Below are 17,475 nucleotides of genomic sequence, written 5' to 3'. Positions count from 1 at the left end.
CTCCCGGCCCGAGCGGTGCTCCACGCGTGCGTGCGGGCCGTCCCTCCTTGCGGAGGGGCGGCCCGTTTCTTCGTTCGGAGAAGGTCCCGAACGGGGAAAGCGGCTACCGGGACGCCCGGTGCGTACGGCAAGATCCTGGAATGGAGCGTGTACGAGACGTAAGAGAGCTTCCGAAGGCCCATCTGCACCTGCACTTCACCGGGTCGATGCGGCCCGCCACCCTGCTCGAACTCGCCGACAAGTACGGGGTGCGGCTGCCCGAGGCGCTGACCGGCGCCGAGCCGCCGAAGCTGCGCGCCACGGACGAGCGGGGCTGGTTCCGCTTCCAGCGGCTCTACGACGCCGCCCGCTCCTGTCTGCGTGAGCCCGAGGACATCCGGCGCCTGGTGCGCGAGGCCGCCGAGGAGGACATCCGGGACGGGTCGGGGTGGCTGGAGATCCAGGTCGACCCGACCTCCTACGCGCCGCGTCTCGGCGGGCTCATCCCGGCGCTGGAAATCATCCTGGACGCCGTCGAGAGCGCCTCGCGCGAGACCGGCCTCGGCATGCGCGTCCTGGTCGCCGCCAACCGCATGAAGCACCCGCTGGACGCCCGTACGCTGGCGCGGCTCGCGGTGCGGTACGCGGACCGGGGCATCGTCGGCTTCGGGCTCTCCAACGACGAGCGGCGCGGCATGGCCCGGGACTTCGACCGGGCCTTCGCCATCGCGCGCGACGGCGGCCTGCTGGCGGCGCCGCACGGCGGCGAGCTGGCCGGGCCCGCGTCGGTGCGGGACTGTCTGGACGACCTGGCCGCTGCGCGCATCGGGCACGGGGTGCGGGCGGCGGAGGACCCGCGTCTTTTGAAGCGGCTCGCGGACCGGGGCGTGACCTGTGAGGTCTGCCCGGCCTCCAATGTGGCCCTCGGCGTCTACGGGAAGCCCGAGGACGTGCCCCTGCGGACGCTCTTCGAGGCCGGCGTGCCGATGGCGCTCGGCGCGGACGATCCGCTGCTCTTCGGGTCGCGGCTGGCCGCCCAGTACGAGATCGCGCGCGTGCACCACGCTTTCACCGACGCCGAACTGGCCGAGCTGGCGCGGCAGTCGGTGCGTGGTTCGGCCGCGCCCGTGGAGGTGCGGGAGAAGCTGCTGGCCGGGGTGGACGCGTGGCTGGCCGGCTGAGACCGCCCCCTTCGGGTCAGCCGATTCCCTTGAGGAGGGTGTGGGCGAGGGCGGCGGCGAACTCGTCGACGGGCTGCGGGGGGCGCTTGCCGGCCTTGGCGTCGTAGGCGAAGGCGCGCTGCGCGCAGGCGCCCATGAGCAGCGAGGCGGCCGCGAAGGTGTCGGCGTCGGCGGCGATCCGCCCGGCGTCCCGTTCGGCGCGCAGGTAGGCGTCGAGGGCCTCGATGGGCATGTGGGGGCCCGTGCCCATCTCGCGCATGGAGTCCTCGTGGCGGCGCTTCAGCTCGGTCTCGGCGTACAGGGAGGCGGCGATCGGGAAGCTCTCCGCATAGAAGCCGCTGGCCAGGCGGGCGATCTCGGTGAGGTTCTCCACCACGTCGCGCTCCCCGGGCTTCTCCAGGAGGTCGTTCAGGAGGGGGCCGAGCCGGGGCAGCCTCTCCTCGAGGACGCTCACGAACAGCTCTTCCTTGCTCGCGAAGTGCTTGTAGAGCGCGGCTTCGGAGCAGCCCGCCGCCTTGGCGATCTCCTTCGTGGTGGCCCGGGCCAGACCGCGGGTGGACATGATGGCGTGGGCCGCGTCGAGGATGCGGGCCCGGGTGGGCTTCTGCTGCATGAGTCTTCCGACCTCTCTTGACGGGGGGTGAGTGTGTACTCACCCTAGGGGTGAGTGAATACTTACCCACCTGAGAGGTGTGCAATGAAGCTCACGGTGTTCGGCGCGACCGGCGGCATCGGCCGGGAGATCGTCCGGCAGGCGCTCACGGCAGGGCACGAGGTCACGGCGGTGGTACGTGATCCCGCGCGGCTCACGGTGACGGGCAAGGGCCTGGAGGTGTTCCGGGCCGATGTGCGGGATCCGCAGGCGCTGCGTCCGGCGGTCGCGGGGCGTGACGCGGTCCTGTCCGGTCTCGGGGCGCGCAACCGCGCGGACGCGGCCAAGGGCGTCGCCACCCGGCTGACGCGCTCCCTGCTGCGGGCGCTGGACGCGGAGGGCACGCGCCGGCTGATCGTCGTGAGCGCGGGCCCGGTGGGACCGCAGCCGGCGGACTCGCCGCTCCTGGACCGCGCCATGATGGCCGTGGTCGGTGCGGTCCTGAAGGACGTCTACACCGACCTGACGGCCATGGAGGCCGAGCTGGCCGCCGGTGCGACGGACTGGACGTCGGTGCGGCCCCCGAAGCTGCTGGACAAGCCCCTCACCGGCACGTATCGCACGGTGGTGGGCGGCTTCCCGCGCGCGGGGCGCACGATAGGGCGTGCGGACGTGGCGCACGCGATGCTCGGCATGATCGACGACGGCGCCACCGTGAAGCAGGGGGTGGGCGTGGCCTACTGAGGGGCCGGCCGCCGCTCGGGGCTACAGGCCGACGCCCACCATCACCGGTTCGTTGACCAGGGTGACGCCGAAGGCGTCCCGCACTCCGGCGACGACCTCACGGGCCAGCTCCAGCAGGTCCTCGGTGGTCGCGCCGCCGCGGTTGGTCAGCGCGAGGGTGTGCTTGGTGGAGATGCGGGCCCGACCCTCTCCGTAGCCCTTGGTGTAGCCCGCCTTGTCGATGAGCCAGGCCGCGGAGGTCTTCACCCGGCCGTCGCCCGTCGGGAAGCCGGGCGGGGTGACGTCGGGGCCGAGGCGGTCCGCCGCGCGCGCGTGGAAGGCGGTGAACTCCGCCTCGGTGAGGATCGGGTTGGTGAAGAACGACCCGGCCGACCAGCTGTCGTGGTCCTCGGGGTCGAGCACCATCCCCTTGCCGGCGCGGAGCTTCAGGACGGTCTCGCGGGCCGCCGCGGCGGGGACCCGGTCGCCGGCCTCGACGCCGAGCGTGCGCGCCGTCTCCGGATACTTGATCGGGGCGCTCATCCCCTGCGCGTCCTCGAGCTCGAAGCGGACCCGCAGCACCACGAAACGGTCGGGCTCGGCCTTGAAGCGACTGTGGCGGTACGAGAAGTCGCACTCGGCGTTCGGAATCGACACCGTTTCGTGCGTCTTCCGGTCGTACGCGATCACCTCCGTGATCGTCGACGAGACCTCCTGGCCGTACGCCCCCACGTTCTGGATCGGCGTCGCGCCCGCGGAGCCGGGGATCCCGGCGAGGCACTCGATGCCCGCGAGACCGGCCTCGACGGTCCGCGCCACGGCGTCCGTCCAGGTCTCCCCGGCCGCCAGCTCGAGCCGCGTGCCGTCGAGCGCGAAGCCCCGGGTGGCGATGCGCAGGGCGGTGCCGTCGAACCCCTTGTCGCCGATGACCAGGTTCGAACCGCCGCCGATGAGCAGCAGCGGGGTGCCGGAGTCGTCGGCCTCGCGGACGGCCGCGATCACCTCGGCATCGGTCGTCGCGGTGATCAGACGGGTCGCGGGGCCGCCGAGCCGGAAGGTGGTCAGCGGGGCGAGCGGGGCATCGTGGAGTTCCTGCACGTGCCCAAGGGTACGAGAACGGCCCCGCCGCTCGGGGCAGGGCCGTTCTCGTACCGTCGCCGGGGACGGCGGCTCAGGCGTCGACCAGGTTCTTCCGGGGCGCCGACGCGGGCGCCGCGGGCCCTGCGGACGGCGTCCGGCGGGCGGGGATGACGAGCGCCGCCACCGCCGCGAGGGCCACCACCGCGGCACCCACCCACAGCGCGGGCGAGAGGCCGTCCACGAACTCCTGGCCGGACCCGTATCCGCCCTGCGCCGAGAAGATCGAGGACATCACGGCGATGCCGAGGGCGCCGCCCACTTCGCGCAGCGCGTTGTTGGCGCCGGAGGCGATGCCCTGCTCGTGCGGGCGGACGCTGGACATCACCAGGTTGGAGGCGGGGGCGAAGTACAGGGCCATGCCGATGCCGCTGATGATCAGGGCGGGCAGCTGTGCGGTGTACGAGACGTCGGGGGCCACCACGGCGGCGTACCAGCCAAGACCCACGGCCTGGAGGAAGAGTCCGGCGGCGACGACCGGCCGGCCGCCGATCCGGTCGGAGAGGTAGCCCGCGATCGGTGAGACGAGCATGGGCATGCCGGTCCAGGGCAGCATCCGCAGCCCGGCCTCGGTGGGCGAGTAGCCGAGGACGATCTGCATGTACTGGCTGAGCAGGAAGATCGAGCCGAACATCCCGAGGAACATCAGCAGGCTCGCGGTGTTGATGCCGGAGAACGCACGGCTGCGGAAGAGGCGCATCGGCAGCATCGGCGCCCTGCCGCGGATCCCGTGGCGGACGAATCCGGCGAGGAGCGCGGCGCCCGCGATCAGGCCGCCGAGCACGGTGGCGCTGGTCCAGCCGTCGATCGGCCCGCGGATCAGGGAGTACACGATCCCGAAGAGTCCCCCGCTGGCGAGCAGGGTGCCGGCGATGTCCAGGCGCGCTCCGGAGCCGTACGACTCGTTGAGCCGGAGGCGGGCGAGCGGCAGCAGCACCAGGCCCAGCGGGACGTTCAGCCAGAAGATCCACTGCCAGGAGACGTGCTCGGTGAGGCTGCCACCGATCAGCGGGCCGCTGGCGACCGCGAGTCCGTTGACGGCTCCCCATATGCCGTACGCGGTGCCGCGCTTGGCCGCGGGCACGGCGGCGGTGAGCAGGGTGAGCGTGAGCGGCATCATGATCGCCGCGCCGACGCCCTGCACCGCGCGGGCGGCGACCAGCGCCGCCAGCCCCGGGGCGAGGGCCGCGGCGGCCGAGGCGCCCGTGAAGACCGTGAGGCCGACGGTGAACAGGCGCCGCCGTCCGAACCGGTCGCCCAGGGCCGCGCCGAACATCAGGAGCACGGCGAAGGTGAGGGTGTAGGCGCTCACCGTCCATTCGAGGTCGTGCAGTGCGCCGCCGAGGTCCTCGCGGATGGAGGGCAGGGCGGTGGTGACGACGAGGTTGTCGAGCGCCGCCATGAATCCGGCGACGCTGGTGATGACGAGGGCCCAGACCGCTCCCCCGCGCGGCGCTCCGTGCTCCGGCTCGGCTTCTTGTGACGTGGCTTCCGGTGACGTCGCTTCCCGTGACATCGCTTCCCCTAAGGTTAGTTATTGATGACTAACTTTCGCGGGTACAAAAACGCGCACCCCCGTGACACACGTGCCTCACCGCTTCGACGTGCGGCGTCTCGCCGCCTTGCCCCCGCGCCCACCCGGGCGCTGTTTCCTCATGTGCTGCATATACGGCGTGTACAGCATGTATGGCCTCACCGCGGCTTGGGCTGGGCCGCTTCGTAGAAGCCGGTCCACACCCGGTGGTCGGGCTGGAAACCCAGCGAGACCAGGACATTGATCAACATCCCGTACGCCAGGAACGTGGTCGTCACATCCACATCCACCCCCAGCGCCAGGTTCACCGTGTCGTACAACTCCATCCAGGCGGCCCGCAGCGCCGCGCCCAGCTCCCCGTCACCGCTCGCGTCCGCGGCGGCCGCGGCAACGTACATCTGCATCTGCATGAGCAGCTTGTCCGGGTCGTCGGCGATCAGCGCCTGGTAGGCCTCGCCCATGGCGTGCTCGGCCTCCTCCCCCGCCAGCCCCTCGGAGGCCGCCCGGAAGACTTCGGTCGTCTCCTGGCAGCACCGCTCGGCGGCGGCGAGGAACATGGCCCTCTTGTCCGGGAAGAGGCGGAAGAGGTAAGGCTGCGAGACACCGACCCGCTTGGCGATCGCCTCGGTGGAGGTGCCCTTGTAACCACCGCGGGCGAACTCGACCATCGCCGCGCGGATGACGCTTTCGCGCCGCTCCCCTGCGCTCATCCTGACCATGCGAGTAAGTTAGTGGCCAATCACTAAGCAGTCAAGAGAGGTGTCTACGTAGGTGCGCGTAAGGGGCGCCCCCCATGGTGGGGCGCCCCTTACGCATGTCACATCAGGCGGTCAGGCCGGCCGCGCGGCCGCGAGGTCATCCCGCAGGCCGACACTCAGGCCAGCTGCACGACCGCCCGGGACATGCCGAGGACCTTCTGGTCGCCGCTCTTGGCGAGGAGGTCGACCCGCACGCGACGGTCGTCGAGCTTGGCCGCGACCTTGGCGCCGACCTCGATGGTGGCCCCCTTGTCGTCGTTCGGGACGACGACGGGCTTGGTGAAGCGCACGCCGTACTCGACGATCGCCCCCGGGTCGCCCAGCCAGTCGGTCACGACGCGGATCGCCTCGGCCATGGTGAACATGCCGTGGGCGATGACGTCGGGGAGGCCGACCTCGACCGCGAACTTCTCGTTCCAGTGGATCGGGTTGAAGTCACCGGAAGCACCGGCGTACCGCACGAGCGTGGCGCGCGTCACGGGGAAGGTCTGGGCCGGCAGCTCGGTGCCGACCTCGACGTCGTCGTAGGAAATCTTCGCCGTCATCGCCTCAGGCCTCCTTCGCCGCGGGCTCCGCCGCACGCGCGACGAGCTTGATCCAGGCGGTCACGACGTGCTCGCCGGCCTCGTCGTGGACCTCGCCGCGGATGTCCAGGATGTCGTTGCCCGCGAGGGACTTGACCGACTCGATGGTCGAGCTGACCGTCAGGCGGTCGCCCGCGCGCACCGGGCGGGTGTAGGCGAACTTCTGGTCGCCGTGCACGACGCGGCTGTAGTCCAGGCCCAGCTGCGGGTCCTGGATGACCAGTCCGGCCGCCTTGAAAGTGATCGCGAACACAAAAGTCGGCGGGGCGATCACATCGGGGTGGCCGAGCGCCTTCGCGGCCGCCGGGTCGGTGTACGCGGGATGGGCGTCCCCCACCGCCTCGGCGAACTCACGGATCTTCTCCCGGCCGACCTCATAAGGATCAGTGGGGGGATAGGACCGCCCCACGAAGGACTGGTCGAGCGCCATGGGCTCGGCACCTCCTGCGGTTGGTTTCTCAAACGACACGAGGCCGCCCCCAACAAACGGGGACGGCCTCGTGTACGAGCCTGTTTTTAGCGCGTTTCGCGGTGCGCAGTGTGCGCGTTGCAGCGCGGGCAGTGCTTCTTCATCTCAAGACGGTCCGGGTCATTACGCCGGTTCTTCTTGGTGATGTAGTTCCGCTCCTTGCACTCCACGCAGGCCAGCGTGATCTTCGGGCGGACGTCGGTGGCAGCCACGTGAGTGCTCCTTGGACGGACGGATGGACGGATGAACGCAAAAAATAGTAGCCGATCGAAGGACCGACCCCACAATCGGCTACCAGGAGTAGCGGTGACCGGACTTGAACCGGTGACACAGCGATTATGAGCCGCTTGCTCTACCGACTGAGCTACACCGCTGCGATGCCGGATCTCCCCGCCCGAAGGCGAGGATCACTCGACATCAGAGCCCCAATGCGGAATCGAACCGCAGACCTTCTCCTTACCATGGAGACGCTCTACCGACTGAGCTATTGGGGCGAGCGATGAAGACATTACACGGTTGGTCGCCGATCGCCCAAATCCGTTTCACCGCCGCCCTCCCGGGGCAACGGGACGGCCGTCCCAGAGCTCCCTGACCGCCCCATCCGTGCACTCGCACCACACCGGTACGACTATTCCGCTCCTCCTCGAAGGAGGGCTTTCGCCGTCCTAGGCTCGGCACACGCTGCGTGATCTTGACGCCTCGACGACTGCAGCCGCCCCCGAGCCCCAGGAGCGCGATGCCCGACAGCCAGCCGCAGCAGCCCCACTCCTCCGGCGCCTCCGGCCCCTCCGATTCCGGCCCCGCGGACGACTCCGGGGCTCTGTTGCTCTGTGGCGCCCGGCTCACCGACGGCCGGACCGTGGACGTCCGTCTCGGCGGCGGCCGCATCGAGGCGGTCGGCACGGTCGGCAGCCTCTCCACGCACGCCGCGCGCGTGGACCTCGGCGGCTACCTCCTGCTGCCCGCGGCGGCGGAGCCGCACGCGCACGGCGACACGGCGCTGTCGGCGGACACTCCGGGTCCGGTCTCGTACGACGTCCCTGACGTGCAGCGCAGGGCCACGGAGGCGGCGCTGCTCCAGCTCGGGCACGGTGCCACGGCGCTGCGGTCGCACGTGCGGATCGGGGACGTGCAGGGGCTCGGGCCGATGGAGGCGGTGCTGCAGGCGCGGCGTTCGCTGCGGGGTCTGGTGGACCTGACGGCGGTCGCCGTGCCACGGCTGCTGACCGGTGTGGCGGGCGCCGACGGGCTCGCGATGCTGCGGGACGCGGTGAAAATGGGCGCCTCCGTAGTGGGCGGTTGTCCTGATCTCGACCCCGATCCGACCGGGTACGCGGAGACGGTCCTCGAACTCGCCGCGGAGCACGGCTGCCCCGTCGACCTGCACACGGAGGGTGACGATCCGGCGCGGCTCGGGCGCCTCGCCGCGATGGCGGGCGGGGTGCGCGCCGGTGTGACCATCGGGCCTTGCGCGGGCCTCGGACGGCTGCCCGCGGACGTGGCCTCGCGCGCCGCCGAGCAGTTGGCCGCGGCCGGGGTGACGGTGGTCTGCCTGCCCCAGGGCGGGTGCGGCAGCGCGGACCGGCGCGGGGCGGCTCCCGTGCGGCTGCTGCGGGCGGCGGGGGTGCGGGTCGCCGCGGGCAGCGGGGCGATGCGGGACGTGTCGAACCCGGTGGGGCGCGGAGACCCGCTGGAGGCCGCGTACCTGCTGGCCTCGCGGTGCAGGCTGCGGCCCGAGGACGCGTTCGCCGCGGTGAGCGGGGTGGCCCGCACGGCCATGGGGCTGCCCGAGGTGCGGGTGGAGGCGGGCTTCCCCGCCGAGCTGCTCGCGGTGCGCGGCGACCGGCTCGCGGGGGCGCTGTCGCTCGCGTACAGCCGGATCGTGGTCCACCGGGGGCGTGTGGTGGCGCGGACCAGCGCGGTGCGCGAGTACTGCGACTCGGCCGCCGCGGTGGCGCTGGACCTGCCGCGGCAGGGACGGTCGGCGGGACCGGGCGGGGGGCGGGCGCCGAGGGGGGACGGGGCGAGGAGTGACGGGGCGAAGGGCGATGAGGCGAAGAGGGACGAGGCGCAGGGGGACGAACCGTCGTCCTGAGGTTCTGGGGTGCCGGAGGGTGGCCTCGCTCTGCGGGCGCCCACCACCCGGCACACGCGCGTGCCGGGTGGTGGGCGCGCCAGCCACGCGGAGGGGGGACTTCCGGCCCCCAGGGCGCGTGTTGAGCGCACGCGTCCACCCTGTCGTACGGTCGGGAGTATGCGCATTGTCATCGCTGGTGGTCATGGTCAGATCGCGCTGCGGCTGGAGCGTCTGCTCGCCGCGCGCGGTGACGAGGTCGCGGGGCTGATCCGCAGCGCCGGGCAGGAAGCCGATCTGCGCGAGGCGGGCGCCGAACCCGTGCTGTGCGACCTGGAGTCGGCCTCGGTCGACGAGGTGGCCGGGCACCTGCGGGGCGCCGACGCGGCCGTCTTCGCGGCGGGCGCGGGGCCGGGCAGCGGCGTCGAACGCAAGAGCACCGTGGACCGGGGCGCTGCCGTGCTGTTCGCGGACGCGGCGGAGCTGGCCGGGGTGCGGCGCTACATCGTCGTGTCGTCGATGGGCGCCGACCCGTCGCACCAGGGCGACGAGATCTTCGACGCCTATCTGCGCGCCAAGGGCGAGGCGGACGCGAACGTACGCGCGCGTACCGCCCTGGACTGGACGATCCTGCGCCCCGGGATGCTGACGGACGACGCGGGCACCGGTCTCGTACGCCTGGAGGCCTCGACGGGGCGCGGGCCGGTCCCCCGGGACGATGTCGCCGCGGTCCTCGCGGAGCTCGTGGAGACGCCGGCGACGGCCGGGCTGACGCTGGAACTGGTCAGCGGGTCCGTGCCGGTCTCGGTGGCGGTCAAGTCCGTCGCGGGGAACTGAGGGGCACTCAGAACAGCGGGAGCTGACCGGGAAGGTCCGGGACGACGTAGCCGTCCAGGGCGGGCTGCGCGGCGCCCAGCTGGGCCTGGCTGCGGGAGCCGGGGCAGGAGACCAGGTCGCCGGTGGCGCGCGGGCCCGGCGGGTCGTGACGGGCGAACCGCCCGCCGACGACGGCGATCTCGCGGCGGCACACCGGGCAGTTTCTGCGACGGGACGACATGGGTCCATTCTGTGCCCACGGCCCCCCGCGGACGCAGCGGACGCAGCGGACCGCGCGCAACACCCCACCGTGTGCCGGGCTTTCCCCCTGGCGCGGCGAAGCTCGGCGGGACATGATCGGGCCGGGACACGGTCGGTCCCGGCCGGTCGTTCGGGGGGTGGGATCCTGTGACGCTGCTGGAGCAACTGCCCGCCCTGGCGGGCGTCGTGGTGGGCACGGTCGGCTCGTACGCCGTGCAGAGCCTGACGGAGCACCGTCGATGGAGGCGCCAGCGCGACGAGCGGTGGGACGAGAAGCGCTTCGAGACGTACGGCCGTTACGCCAACGCCCTCAAGGCCCAGCTGCGCGTCGCACAGCGCATCGGCGCCGCCCTCGGCTTCTCGGACGTCACCGACCCGCTGGAACCGGCCCAGGGCCTGCCCCTGCTCGCCGACGCGGAGTCGCACCGTGCCACCGAGTGGGAGTCGGTCCTGCTGGTCGGGGACGCGGCGACGATCGCGGCGGCCCGGCGCTGGCACGAGGCGATCTGGACCATCGAGCTGCTCATCCGGGAGGGGCCGGTGGATCCGGAGATGTGGAGGCGGGCCCACCGGCTGGCCAGCGCGGCCCGCGACGCCTTCTACGAGAGCGCCCGGGGCGACCTGGGCATCGGCGGGGCTCCCCCGCCGCCGGGCCAGTGGCCGAGGGAGTGGCGGGCCGAGCTAACGGGCTGAGAAAACGCTGCGTCCCAGGCCCCCTCGAAGCCCCCGCCCCACACGAAGAAACCCCCGGTGACCTGCGTAAACGCAGGTCACCGGGGGTTTCCCTCAGCGTGGCGGCGCCAGGATTCGAACCTGGGAAGGCTGAGCCGGCAGATTTACAGTCTGCTCCCTTTGGCCGCTCGGGCACACCGCCGGGTTTGCTGCCTGGCCCCGCTTTCGCGGTGCTCCGTGGCAACGACGTAAACGATACCTGATGCACAGGGGTGCTTCGCCACCCGATTGAGCGGCACCCCGCGCGGGGGCGGTGGCTAGGCTTTGCGGATGCGGCCAGCGTCAGTCGGCCGTGTATCCGCTGAGTACGCATACCCCGATACAAGGAGCCACAGGACATGGCCGACTCCAGTTTCGACATCGTCTCGAAGGTCGAGCGGCAGGAGGTCGACAACGCCCTCAACCAGGCCGCCAAGGAGATCTCGCAGCGTTACGACTTCAAGGGCACGGGTGCCTCGATCTCGTGGTCCGGCGAGAAGATCCTGATGGAGGCAAGCGGCGAGGAGCGGGTCAAGGCGATCCTCGATGTCTTCCAGTCCAAGCTGGTCAAGCGAGGCATCTCGCTGAAGTCGCTGGACGCGGGCGAGCCCCAGCTGTCCGGCAAGGAGTACAAGATCTTCGCCTCGATCGAGGAGGGCATCTCCCAGGAGAACGCGAAGAAGGTCGCCAAGATCATCCGCGATGAGGGCCCCAAGGGCGTCAAGGCGCAGGTCCAGGGCGACGAGCTGCGGGTCAGCTCGAAGAGCCGGGACGACCTGCAGGCCGTGCAGGCGCTGCTCAAGGGGCAGGACTTCGACTTCGCGCTGCAGTTCGTGAACTACCGGTAGTTCGCTGTCGTACGACGGTGAAGGGCGGGCGCCCCCGGGTGGGGTGCCCGCCCTCGCCGCTGTCCGGGGGGGCGAGAGCGGCTGTGCGGGGCCGTGAGAGCGGCGAGGGCGTGCCCTGGGAGCCGTGGCTCAGCGGCGGGAGTGCCCGAAGAGGATGCGGTAGGCGATGAGCAGGACGAGCGAGCCGCCGATGGCCGCCGCCCAGGTGGCGCCGTCGTAGAAGTCGTCGGCGATCGGGCGGTCGAGGCAGCGGGCGGATATCCAGCCGCCGACGAAGGCGCCCGCGATGCCGATGACGGTCGTGCCGATGAAGCCGCCCGGGTCGCGGCCGGGCAGCAGCAGTTTGGCGACGGCTCCGGCCAGGAGCCCCAGTACGATCCAGCTGATGATGCCCATGCGGTGACCTGCCCTTTCTGGCGCTGCGAGCTCTGTGCGCCGAGCTCTGTGCGCCGCTGTCCTTGAGGACGTCGTCCGGCGCGGGCGCGGTTGCGGTGATCCGCTCGGTGCGGCGCATGACACAGCGCGGGGCACCGCGGGGAGGGTTCACGCGCGCGTGCGCTCGCCCTGCCAGGCCGGCAGGTCCACGTCGTCGTTCTCCTCCTCGTACCACCCCGTGCCGTCGAGCCAGGCCGTGAGCCATGTCGTGAGGTCCGGGGAGTCGATGAACCAGGCGTGCCGCGGATCGCCGCCGTTCGGCTCGTAGAGCAGGACCTGGGCGTCGTCGGTGCGGCAGTCCACGCACGCGTACATCGCGCAGCCCCAGTGGGATATCGGCAACACCCCTGCGGGCCAGCCCCATTCGGAGTCGCGCATCGCGTGGTACTCCTCGACGACCGCCGGCTCGCCGCCGGAGGACTTGCCTTCGAGGAGGGGCAACAGGCCGTACTCCGGGCCGAATCCGCCGTCCCCTATGCGGGTGTACAGCGCGGCGAGCAGCGGCGGCAGGCTGAAGCCCAGGGAGAGCTCCGCCCGGGCCAGGGTGCCCGCGTCCACCGGGGCGGGCAGAGAGTCCCAGCCCCAGGGGCGGGTGGCGCGTGCCTCGGTGGCGACGCGGTCCAGCAACTGCTCGGTCTCGGTCATGAGTTCATGGTGGACCACGGCACTGACAATCCCGCCCGGGTGCCGGACGGGCCCGGGGAGAGGCGGCAGGCGGGTTAGTAGCGCGCGGCGAACGGCTGGTCCGTGCGGACGATCTCGCGGCCGAGCGGCAGCAGGGAGACCGGGATCAGCTTGAAGTTGGCGATGCCCAGGGGGATGCCGATGATCGTGACGCAGAGCAGGAAGCCCGTGACGATGTGGCCGATCGCCAGCCACCAGCCCGCGAGGACGAGCCACAGCACGTTGCCGACGCAGGACGGGGCGCCGGCGTCGCGGCGCTCGACCGTGGTGTAGCCGAAGGGCCACAGGGCATAGCGGCCGATGCGGAAGCTGGCGAGGCCGAACGGGATGCCGATGATCGTGACGCAGAGGAGCACGCCGGCGACGAGATACGCCAGGAACATCCAGAAGCCGCAGAGGACGAGCCATATGACGTTGAGGATTGTCTTCACCGGTGACGACCTGCCATCTGCTCGAGTCGGGCGATGCGCTCCGCCATGGGCGGATGCGTGGAGAACATCTTGGACATTCCCTGCCCCGGGCGGAACGGGTTGGCGATCATCATGTGACTCGCCGTCTCGAGACGGGGCTCGGGCGGCAGCGGCAACTGCTGTGTCCCTGCGTCGAGTTTACGCAGGGCGCTCGCGAGAGCCAGGGGGTCACCCGTGAGCTGCGCTCCGGATGCGTCGGCCTCGTACTCCCTGGAGCGGCTGATGGCGAGCTGGATGATGGAGGCGGCCACCGGGCCGAGCAGCATGATCAGGAGCATGCCGAAGATGCCGGGGCCGTCGTTGTCGTTCGACCGGCCGACCGGGATCAGCCAGGCGAAGTTGACCAGGAACATGATCACCGAGGCGAGGGCGCCGGCGACCGAGGAGATCAGGATGTCGCGGTTGTAGACATGGCTCAGCTCGTGGCCGATGACGCCGCGCAGCTCGCGTTCGTCGAGCAGGCGCAGGATGCCGTCTGTGCAGCACACCGCGGCGTTGCGCGGGTTGCGGCCGGTGGCGAACGCGTTCGGCGCCTCGGTGGGCGAGATGTACAGCCGTGGCATGGGCTGGCGGGCCTGGGTGGAGAGCTCGCGGACCATGCGGTACAGCTGGGGTGCCTCGAATTCGCTCACCGGGCGGGCCCGCATGGCGCGCAGGGCGAGCTTGTCGCTGTTCCAGTACGCGTACGCGTTGGTGCCGATCGCCACGAAGAGCGCGACGATCAGGCCCGTACGCCCGAAGAAACTGCCGATCACGAGGATGAGCGCGGACAGCCCCCCGAGGAGTACGGCGGTCTTCAACCCGTTGTGCCGGCGGTGCACGGTACGCCCTCCTGGTGGTGCGTGGGGGAACCCTCTGCTGACTGGTGCTTCCACTGTTCAGTGGACCCTCCCGTACTGGTCAACGCCAGGCGGGGAGCACTAGTTCCCTTGTGCACGCAGGAGCGGGTGTAGGCCGCGCGGGTGACGGCGGGCCGCGCGGCCCGGCACGCCCCTCCGGGGGCGCGTCAGAACAGGCCGGTGTCCGAGAACCTCAGGACCAGCTGGGGCGCTCCGGAGAGGGCCACGCCGAGGACCGCCGTCAGCGCGATGGCCGCGGTGAGCGGGGCCGGGACGCGGTGTGCGACCGGTTCGCCCTCGGGGGCGCGGAACAGCAGCGCGGTCCACTGGAGGTAGTAGTAGAGGGCGATCACGACGTTCACGGCCATCACCACGGCGAGCCAGCCGAGGCCCGCGTCGACCGCGGCGGAGAAGACCGTGACCTTCGCGAAGAGGCCGATGATGCCGGGCGGCAGGCCCGCAAGGCAGAGCAGGAAGAAGCCCAGGACCAGCGCGGCCAGCGGGCTGCGCGCGTACAGGCCCCGGTAGTCGCTGACCCGGTTCAGGCGCCGGGCGCGGCCGACGAGCGCGGCGACGGCGAAGGCGCCCAGGTTCACCGCGCCGTACATCAGGGCGTACGCGACGGTGGAGCCGACGGCCTTCTCGGCGGCGGCCTCGTTGTCGGCGTATCCGGCCGCGGCGATCGGCACCAGGAGGTAGCCGGCCTGGCCGACGGAGGACCAGGCGAGGAGCCGGACCGCGCTGTACGCGCGCGTGGTCCGCTGCCGCAGGGCGGCGACGTTGCCCGCGGTCATGGTGAGCGCGGCCAGGACGGCGAGCGCGGGCCCCCAGACGTCCGCGTACGAGGGGAAGGCGACGACGGTGACGAGGATGAGGCCCGAGAACCCGACGGCCTTTCCCACGACGGAGAGGTAGGCGGCGACGGGCAGCGGCGCGCCCACGTAGGTGTCGGGCACCCAGAAGTGGAACGGGACGGCCGCCACCTTGAAGGCAAAGCCGACGAGGGTGAGGGCGACGCCGGTCTGGGCGAGGGTGTGCAGCTGTCCGTCGACGTCCTGGAGCTTGGTGGCGACCTCGGTGAGGTGCAGCGTGCCGGTGGACGCGTACACGAAGCTGACGCCCATGAGGCTCACCGCGGTCGCGGTGACCGAGGAGAGGAAGAATTTCAGGGCCGCTTCGGAGGAGCGCTTGTCGCCGCGCTTCAGGCCGACGAGCGCGAACGCCGGGAGGGAGGCGACCTCGAGGGCGACGATGAGGGTCGCGAGGTCGCGCGAGGCGGGCAGCAGGGCGGCGCCCGCCGCGGAGGAGAGCAGCAGGAACCAGTACTCCCCCGCGGGCAGTTCGTCCCCGGAGTCCTTGAGCGTGCCCATCGAGAGCAGGGCGGCGAGCAGCGCGCCGCCGAGGACGAGCAGCTGGATGACGAGGGTGAAGCGGTCGGCGGTGTAGCTGCACGCGTGCGTGCCGCCGCCGGTCAGGCAGAACGTGGAGCGGTCGTCGTCCAGGAGGGGCAGCAGGCAGAGCGCGGCCGCGGCCAGGCCCGCCACGGAGATCCAGCCGAGGACCGCCTTCTTGCCCGCCCCCACGAAGAGGTCGGCGACGAGTACGACGAGGCCGACGACCGCCGCGATGGTCGGCGGCGCGATCGCCAGCCAGTCGACGGACTGGACGAGGCTTGCGGCGCTTTCGGCGGCCACGGTCACGACTTGCCTCCAGTGAGGAGCTTCTGCACGGCCGGGTCGGTCAGGCCGAGGAGAGCCGCGGGCCAGAGTCCGGCGAGAACGGTGAGGGCGACGAGCGGCGTCCAGGCGGCGAACTCGTAACCGTGGACGTCGGCGAGCGCCTTGGGGGCGGACGCGTCGGCGGGTGCCGCGGGGGTGGGTCCGTCGGCGAGCGCCTTGGGCACGGATTCGTCGGTGAGCGGGCCTGGCACGGATTCGTCGGTGGTGGCCGGCGGCTTCGGCATCGGGCCCATGCAGACCCGGCGTACGACGACGAGCATGTACGCGGCGGTGAGCAGGGTGCCGAAGGCGGCGATCGCCATGAAGGTGAGGAAGGCGGGGCGGCTCAGGTCGTCGGCGGGGTCGAACGCGCCGAACAGCGCGAGCATTTCGCCCCAGAACCCGGCGAGGCCGGGCAGGCCCAGCGAGGCGACGGCGCCGAAGGCGATGAGGCCGCCGAGGCGCGGCGCCCTGCCGTAGAGCGCCAGGCCGGACCCTTGCGCGAGGGTGTCGAGGTCGGTCGTGCCCGTGCGGTCCTTCACCGCGCCGACGAGGAAGAACAGCAGGCCGGTGATGAGGCCGTGGGCGATGTTGGCGAACAGCGCGCCGTTGACGCCGGTCGGGCTCATCGTCGCGATGCCGAGCAGCACGAACCCCATGTGGCCGACGGACGAGTACGCGATGAGGCGCTTGAGGTCGCCCTTCGCGCCCTGCCTGGCGAGTGCGAGGCAGGCCAGGGACCCGTAGATGATGCCGACGACCGCGAAGGCCGCGAGGTAGGGAGCGAACTCCCGCATCCCGTCCGGGGCGATGGGCAGGACGATCCGGACGAACCCGTACGTACCCATCTTCAGCAGGACGCCGGCCAGCAGGACCGAGCCGACGGTCGGCGCGGCGGTGTGGGCGTCCGGCAGCCAGCTGTGCAGCGGCCACATCGGCGTCTTGACCGCGAGCCCGATCCCGATCGCCAGAACGGCGATGACCTGCACGGATGCGGTCAGGCCCCGGCCGTTGTCAGTGGCGAGTGCCACCATGTCGAATGTGCCGGACTTGAGTCCGATCAAGAGGAGGCCGAGCAGCATCACGACGGAGCCGAGCAGCGTGTAGAGGATGAACTTCCAGGCGGACGCGGTCCGTTGTGCACCGCCCCAGCGGGCGATGAGGAAGTACATCGGGATGAGCACCATCTCGAACGCCAGGAAGAACAGCAGCAGATCGAGGACGGCGAAGGTCGCGAGGGTGCCGGACTCGAGCACGAGGATCAGCGCGACGAATGCCTTGGGGGACGGGCCCTTCGGCATCTTGAAGTAGGAGTGGAGCGCGCAGAGGAAGGTCAGCAGCGCGGTCAGGACCAGAAGGGGGAGCGAGATGCCGTCGATGCCGAGATGGATGCGCACGTCGAGTGCGGGGATCCAGCTGATATCGGTCGTGGCCTGCATCTTCGACGGCTGGTCGTGGTCGAAGCCGAGCGCGAGGACGATCGCGGCGAGCAGGGTCGCGCCCGTCACGATGACGCCGTGCCGCAGCACCGCCTGGTCGGGTGAGTTCCCCTTCAGTCCGGGCGGGGCCGGCAGGAGGGCGGCCACGGCGCCGATGAGCGGGCCGACGACGATCAACGCCAGAAGAAACTGCATCACGGACTCACTGATACCGATCACGGCT

19 protein-coding genes, 3 tRNA genes and 1 pseudogene are annotated in these 17,475 nt (G+C 71.4%); 6 read left to right on the top strand and 17 right to left on the bottom strand.

Features of this window, described 5'->3' with window-relative positions:
- The first annotated feature begins 140 nt into the window (after positions 1 to 140).
- On the top strand, positions 141 to 1,160 hold the full coding sequence (locus tag ACZ7DY_RS06010) for an adenosine deaminase (RefSeq protein ID WP_471130689.1): 1,020 nt from the start codon (positions 141 to 143) through the stop codon (positions 1,158 to 1,160).
- A gap of 16 nt (positions 1,161 to 1,176) precedes the next feature.
- Here ACZ7DY_RS06010 and ACZ7DY_RS06005 read toward each other — a convergent pair whose 3' ends face one another.
- Complete coding sequence (locus ACZ7DY_RS06005; RefSeq protein WP_471130687.1) at positions 1,177 to 1,773, bottom strand: TetR/AcrR family transcriptional regulator; 597 nt, start codon at positions 1,771 to 1,773, stop codon at positions 1,177 to 1,179.
- Positions 1,774 to 1,857: 84 nt separating this feature from the next.
- Here ACZ7DY_RS06005 and ACZ7DY_RS06000 point away from each other — a divergent pair, with 84 nt between their 5' ends.
- Entirely contained in the window at positions 1,858 to 2,496 is a 639-nt protein-coding gene (locus tag ACZ7DY_RS06000) for an NAD(P)-dependent oxidoreductase (protein WP_471130685.1), read from the top strand.
- Positions 2,497 to 2,517: 21 nt separating this feature from the next.
- Here the strand turns inward: ACZ7DY_RS06000 and ACZ7DY_RS05995 are convergent.
- The 8 genes and pseudogenes from ACZ7DY_RS05995 to ACZ7DY_RS05960 all read right to left on the bottom strand — a co-directional run.
- Positions 2,518 to 3,588, bottom strand: a pseudogene (locus ACZ7DY_RS05995) (UDP-N-acetylmuramate dehydrogenase); the annotation flags it as partial.
- 58 nt (positions 3,589 to 3,646) lie between these two features.
- Positions 3,647 to 5,128, bottom strand: coding sequence for a DHA2 family efflux MFS transporter permease subunit (locus ACZ7DY_RS05990; RefSeq protein ID WP_471130682.1), 1,482 nt, complete (start codon positions 5,126 to 5,128; stop codon positions 3,647 to 3,649).
- 176 nt (positions 5,129 to 5,304) lie between these two features.
- A complete protein-coding gene (locus ACZ7DY_RS05985; protein WP_471130679.1) occupies positions 5,305 to 5,865 on the bottom strand; it encodes a TetR/AcrR family transcriptional regulator in 561 nt (186 codons plus the stop codon).
- A gap of 155 nt (positions 5,866 to 6,020) precedes the next feature.
- Positions 6,021 to 6,449, bottom strand: a complete 429-nt coding sequence (locus ACZ7DY_RS05980; RefSeq protein ID WP_471130676.1) for a MaoC family dehydratase — start codon at positions 6,447 to 6,449, stop codon at positions 6,021 to 6,023.
- 4 nt (positions 6,450 to 6,453) lie between these two features.
- Positions 6,454 to 6,918, bottom strand: a complete 465-nt coding sequence (locus ACZ7DY_RS05975) for an FAS1-like dehydratase domain-containing protein (RefSeq protein WP_471130674.1) — start codon at positions 6,916 to 6,918, stop codon at positions 6,454 to 6,456.
- A gap of 86 nt (positions 6,919 to 7,004) precedes the next feature.
- Entirely contained in the window at positions 7,005 to 7,169 is a 165-nt protein-coding gene (gene rpmG, locus ACZ7DY_RS05970; protein ID WP_004571794.1) for a 50S ribosomal protein L33, read from the bottom strand.
- 89 nt (positions 7,170 to 7,258) lie between these two features.
- A tRNA-Met gene (locus ACZ7DY_RS05965) sits at positions 7,259 to 7,331 on the bottom strand.
- A gap of 47 nt (positions 7,332 to 7,378) precedes the next feature.
- Positions 7,379 to 7,451, bottom strand: a tRNA-Thr gene (locus ACZ7DY_RS05960).
- Positions 7,452 to 7,693: 242 nt separating this feature from the next.
- Here ACZ7DY_RS05960 and ACZ7DY_RS05955 point away from each other — a divergent pair.
- Positions 7,694 to 9,052, top strand: coding sequence for an amidohydrolase family protein (locus ACZ7DY_RS05955; protein ID WP_471130673.1), 1,359 nt, complete (start codon positions 7,694 to 7,696; stop codon positions 9,050 to 9,052).
- Positions 9,053 to 9,211: 159 nt separating this feature from the next.
- Complete coding sequence (locus ACZ7DY_RS05950; RefSeq protein WP_471130671.1) at positions 9,212 to 9,868, top strand: SDR family oxidoreductase; 657 nt, start codon at positions 9,212 to 9,214, stop codon at positions 9,866 to 9,868.
- Between the two features lie 7 nt (positions 9,869 to 9,875).
- Here the strand turns inward: ACZ7DY_RS05950 and ACZ7DY_RS05945 are convergent, their stop codons facing one another.
- Positions 9,876 to 10,088, bottom strand: a complete 213-nt coding sequence (locus ACZ7DY_RS05945) for a hypothetical protein (RefSeq protein WP_471130669.1) — start codon at positions 10,086 to 10,088, stop codon at positions 9,876 to 9,878.
- Positions 10,089 to 10,255: 167 nt separating this feature from the next.
- Between ACZ7DY_RS05945 and ACZ7DY_RS05940 the strand changes: the two genes are divergently transcribed.
- Positions 10,256 to 10,801 (top strand): hypothetical protein, encoded by a 546-nt coding sequence (locus ACZ7DY_RS05940; protein ID WP_471130667.1) that lies wholly within the window; start codon positions 10,256 to 10,258, stop codon positions 10,799 to 10,801.
- A gap of 99 nt (positions 10,802 to 10,900) precedes the next feature.
- Here ACZ7DY_RS05940 and ACZ7DY_RS05935 read toward each other — a convergent pair.
- Positions 10,901 to 10,982, bottom strand: a tRNA-Tyr gene (locus ACZ7DY_RS05935).
- Positions 10,983 to 11,178: 196 nt separating this feature from the next.
- Here ACZ7DY_RS05935 and ACZ7DY_RS05930 point away from each other — a divergent pair.
- On the top strand, positions 11,179 to 11,667 hold the full coding sequence (locus ACZ7DY_RS05930; RefSeq protein WP_358577341.1) for a YajQ family cyclic di-GMP-binding protein: 489 nt from the start codon (positions 11,179 to 11,181) through the stop codon (positions 11,665 to 11,667).
- Between the two features lie 129 nt (positions 11,668 to 11,796).
- Here the strand turns inward: ACZ7DY_RS05930 and ACZ7DY_RS05925 are convergent, their stop codons facing one another.
- The 6 genes from ACZ7DY_RS05925 to ACZ7DY_RS05900 form a co-directional block, all read right to left on the bottom strand.
- Positions 11,797 to 12,063, bottom strand: coding sequence for a GlsB/YeaQ/YmgE family stress response membrane protein (locus tag ACZ7DY_RS05925; protein ID WP_471130664.1), 267 nt, complete (start codon positions 12,061 to 12,063; stop codon positions 11,797 to 11,799).
- Between the two features lie 147 nt (positions 12,064 to 12,210).
- The gene (locus tag ACZ7DY_RS05920; RefSeq protein WP_471130661.1) at positions 12,211 to 12,747 is read right to left on the bottom strand and encodes an SMI1/KNR4 family protein; all 537 of its coding nucleotides are present in this window, start codon (positions 12,745 to 12,747) and stop codon (positions 12,211 to 12,213) included.
- A gap of 74 nt (positions 12,748 to 12,821) precedes the next feature.
- Complete coding sequence (locus ACZ7DY_RS05915; RefSeq protein ID WP_471130658.1) at positions 12,822 to 13,217, bottom strand: YccF domain-containing protein; 396 nt, start codon at positions 13,215 to 13,217, stop codon at positions 12,822 to 12,824.
- Positions 13,214 to 14,077 carry a zinc metalloprotease HtpX gene (gene htpX, locus ACZ7DY_RS05910; protein ID WP_471130655.1) on the bottom strand — a complete coding sequence of 288 codons (864 nt, stop codon included), beginning with the start codon at positions 14,075 to 14,077 and terminating at the stop codon, positions 13,214 to 13,216. The genes ACZ7DY_RS05915 and htpX overlap by 4 nt, the downstream gene beginning before the upstream one ends.
- Before the next feature lie 185 nt (positions 14,078 to 14,262).
- On the bottom strand, positions 14,263 to 15,795 hold the full coding sequence (locus ACZ7DY_RS05905; RefSeq protein ID WP_471130653.1) for an NADH-quinone oxidoreductase subunit N: 1,533 nt from the start codon (positions 15,793 to 15,795) through the stop codon (positions 14,263 to 14,265).
- Positions 15,792 to 17,471, bottom strand: coding sequence for an NADH-quinone oxidoreductase subunit M (locus tag ACZ7DY_RS05900; protein ID WP_471130650.1), 1,680 nt, complete (start codon positions 17,469 to 17,471; stop codon positions 15,792 to 15,794). Before ACZ7DY_RS05900 ends, ACZ7DY_RS05905 begins: the two co-directional genes overlap by 4 nt.
- Positions 17,472 to 17,475: the final 4 nt, after the last annotated feature.

This window comes from Streptomyces sp. NPDC037013 (genome assembly GCF_055607265.1).
Note: the sequence above shows the minus strand (reverse complement) of the source record. Positions and strands in the feature narration are given on the sequence as shown.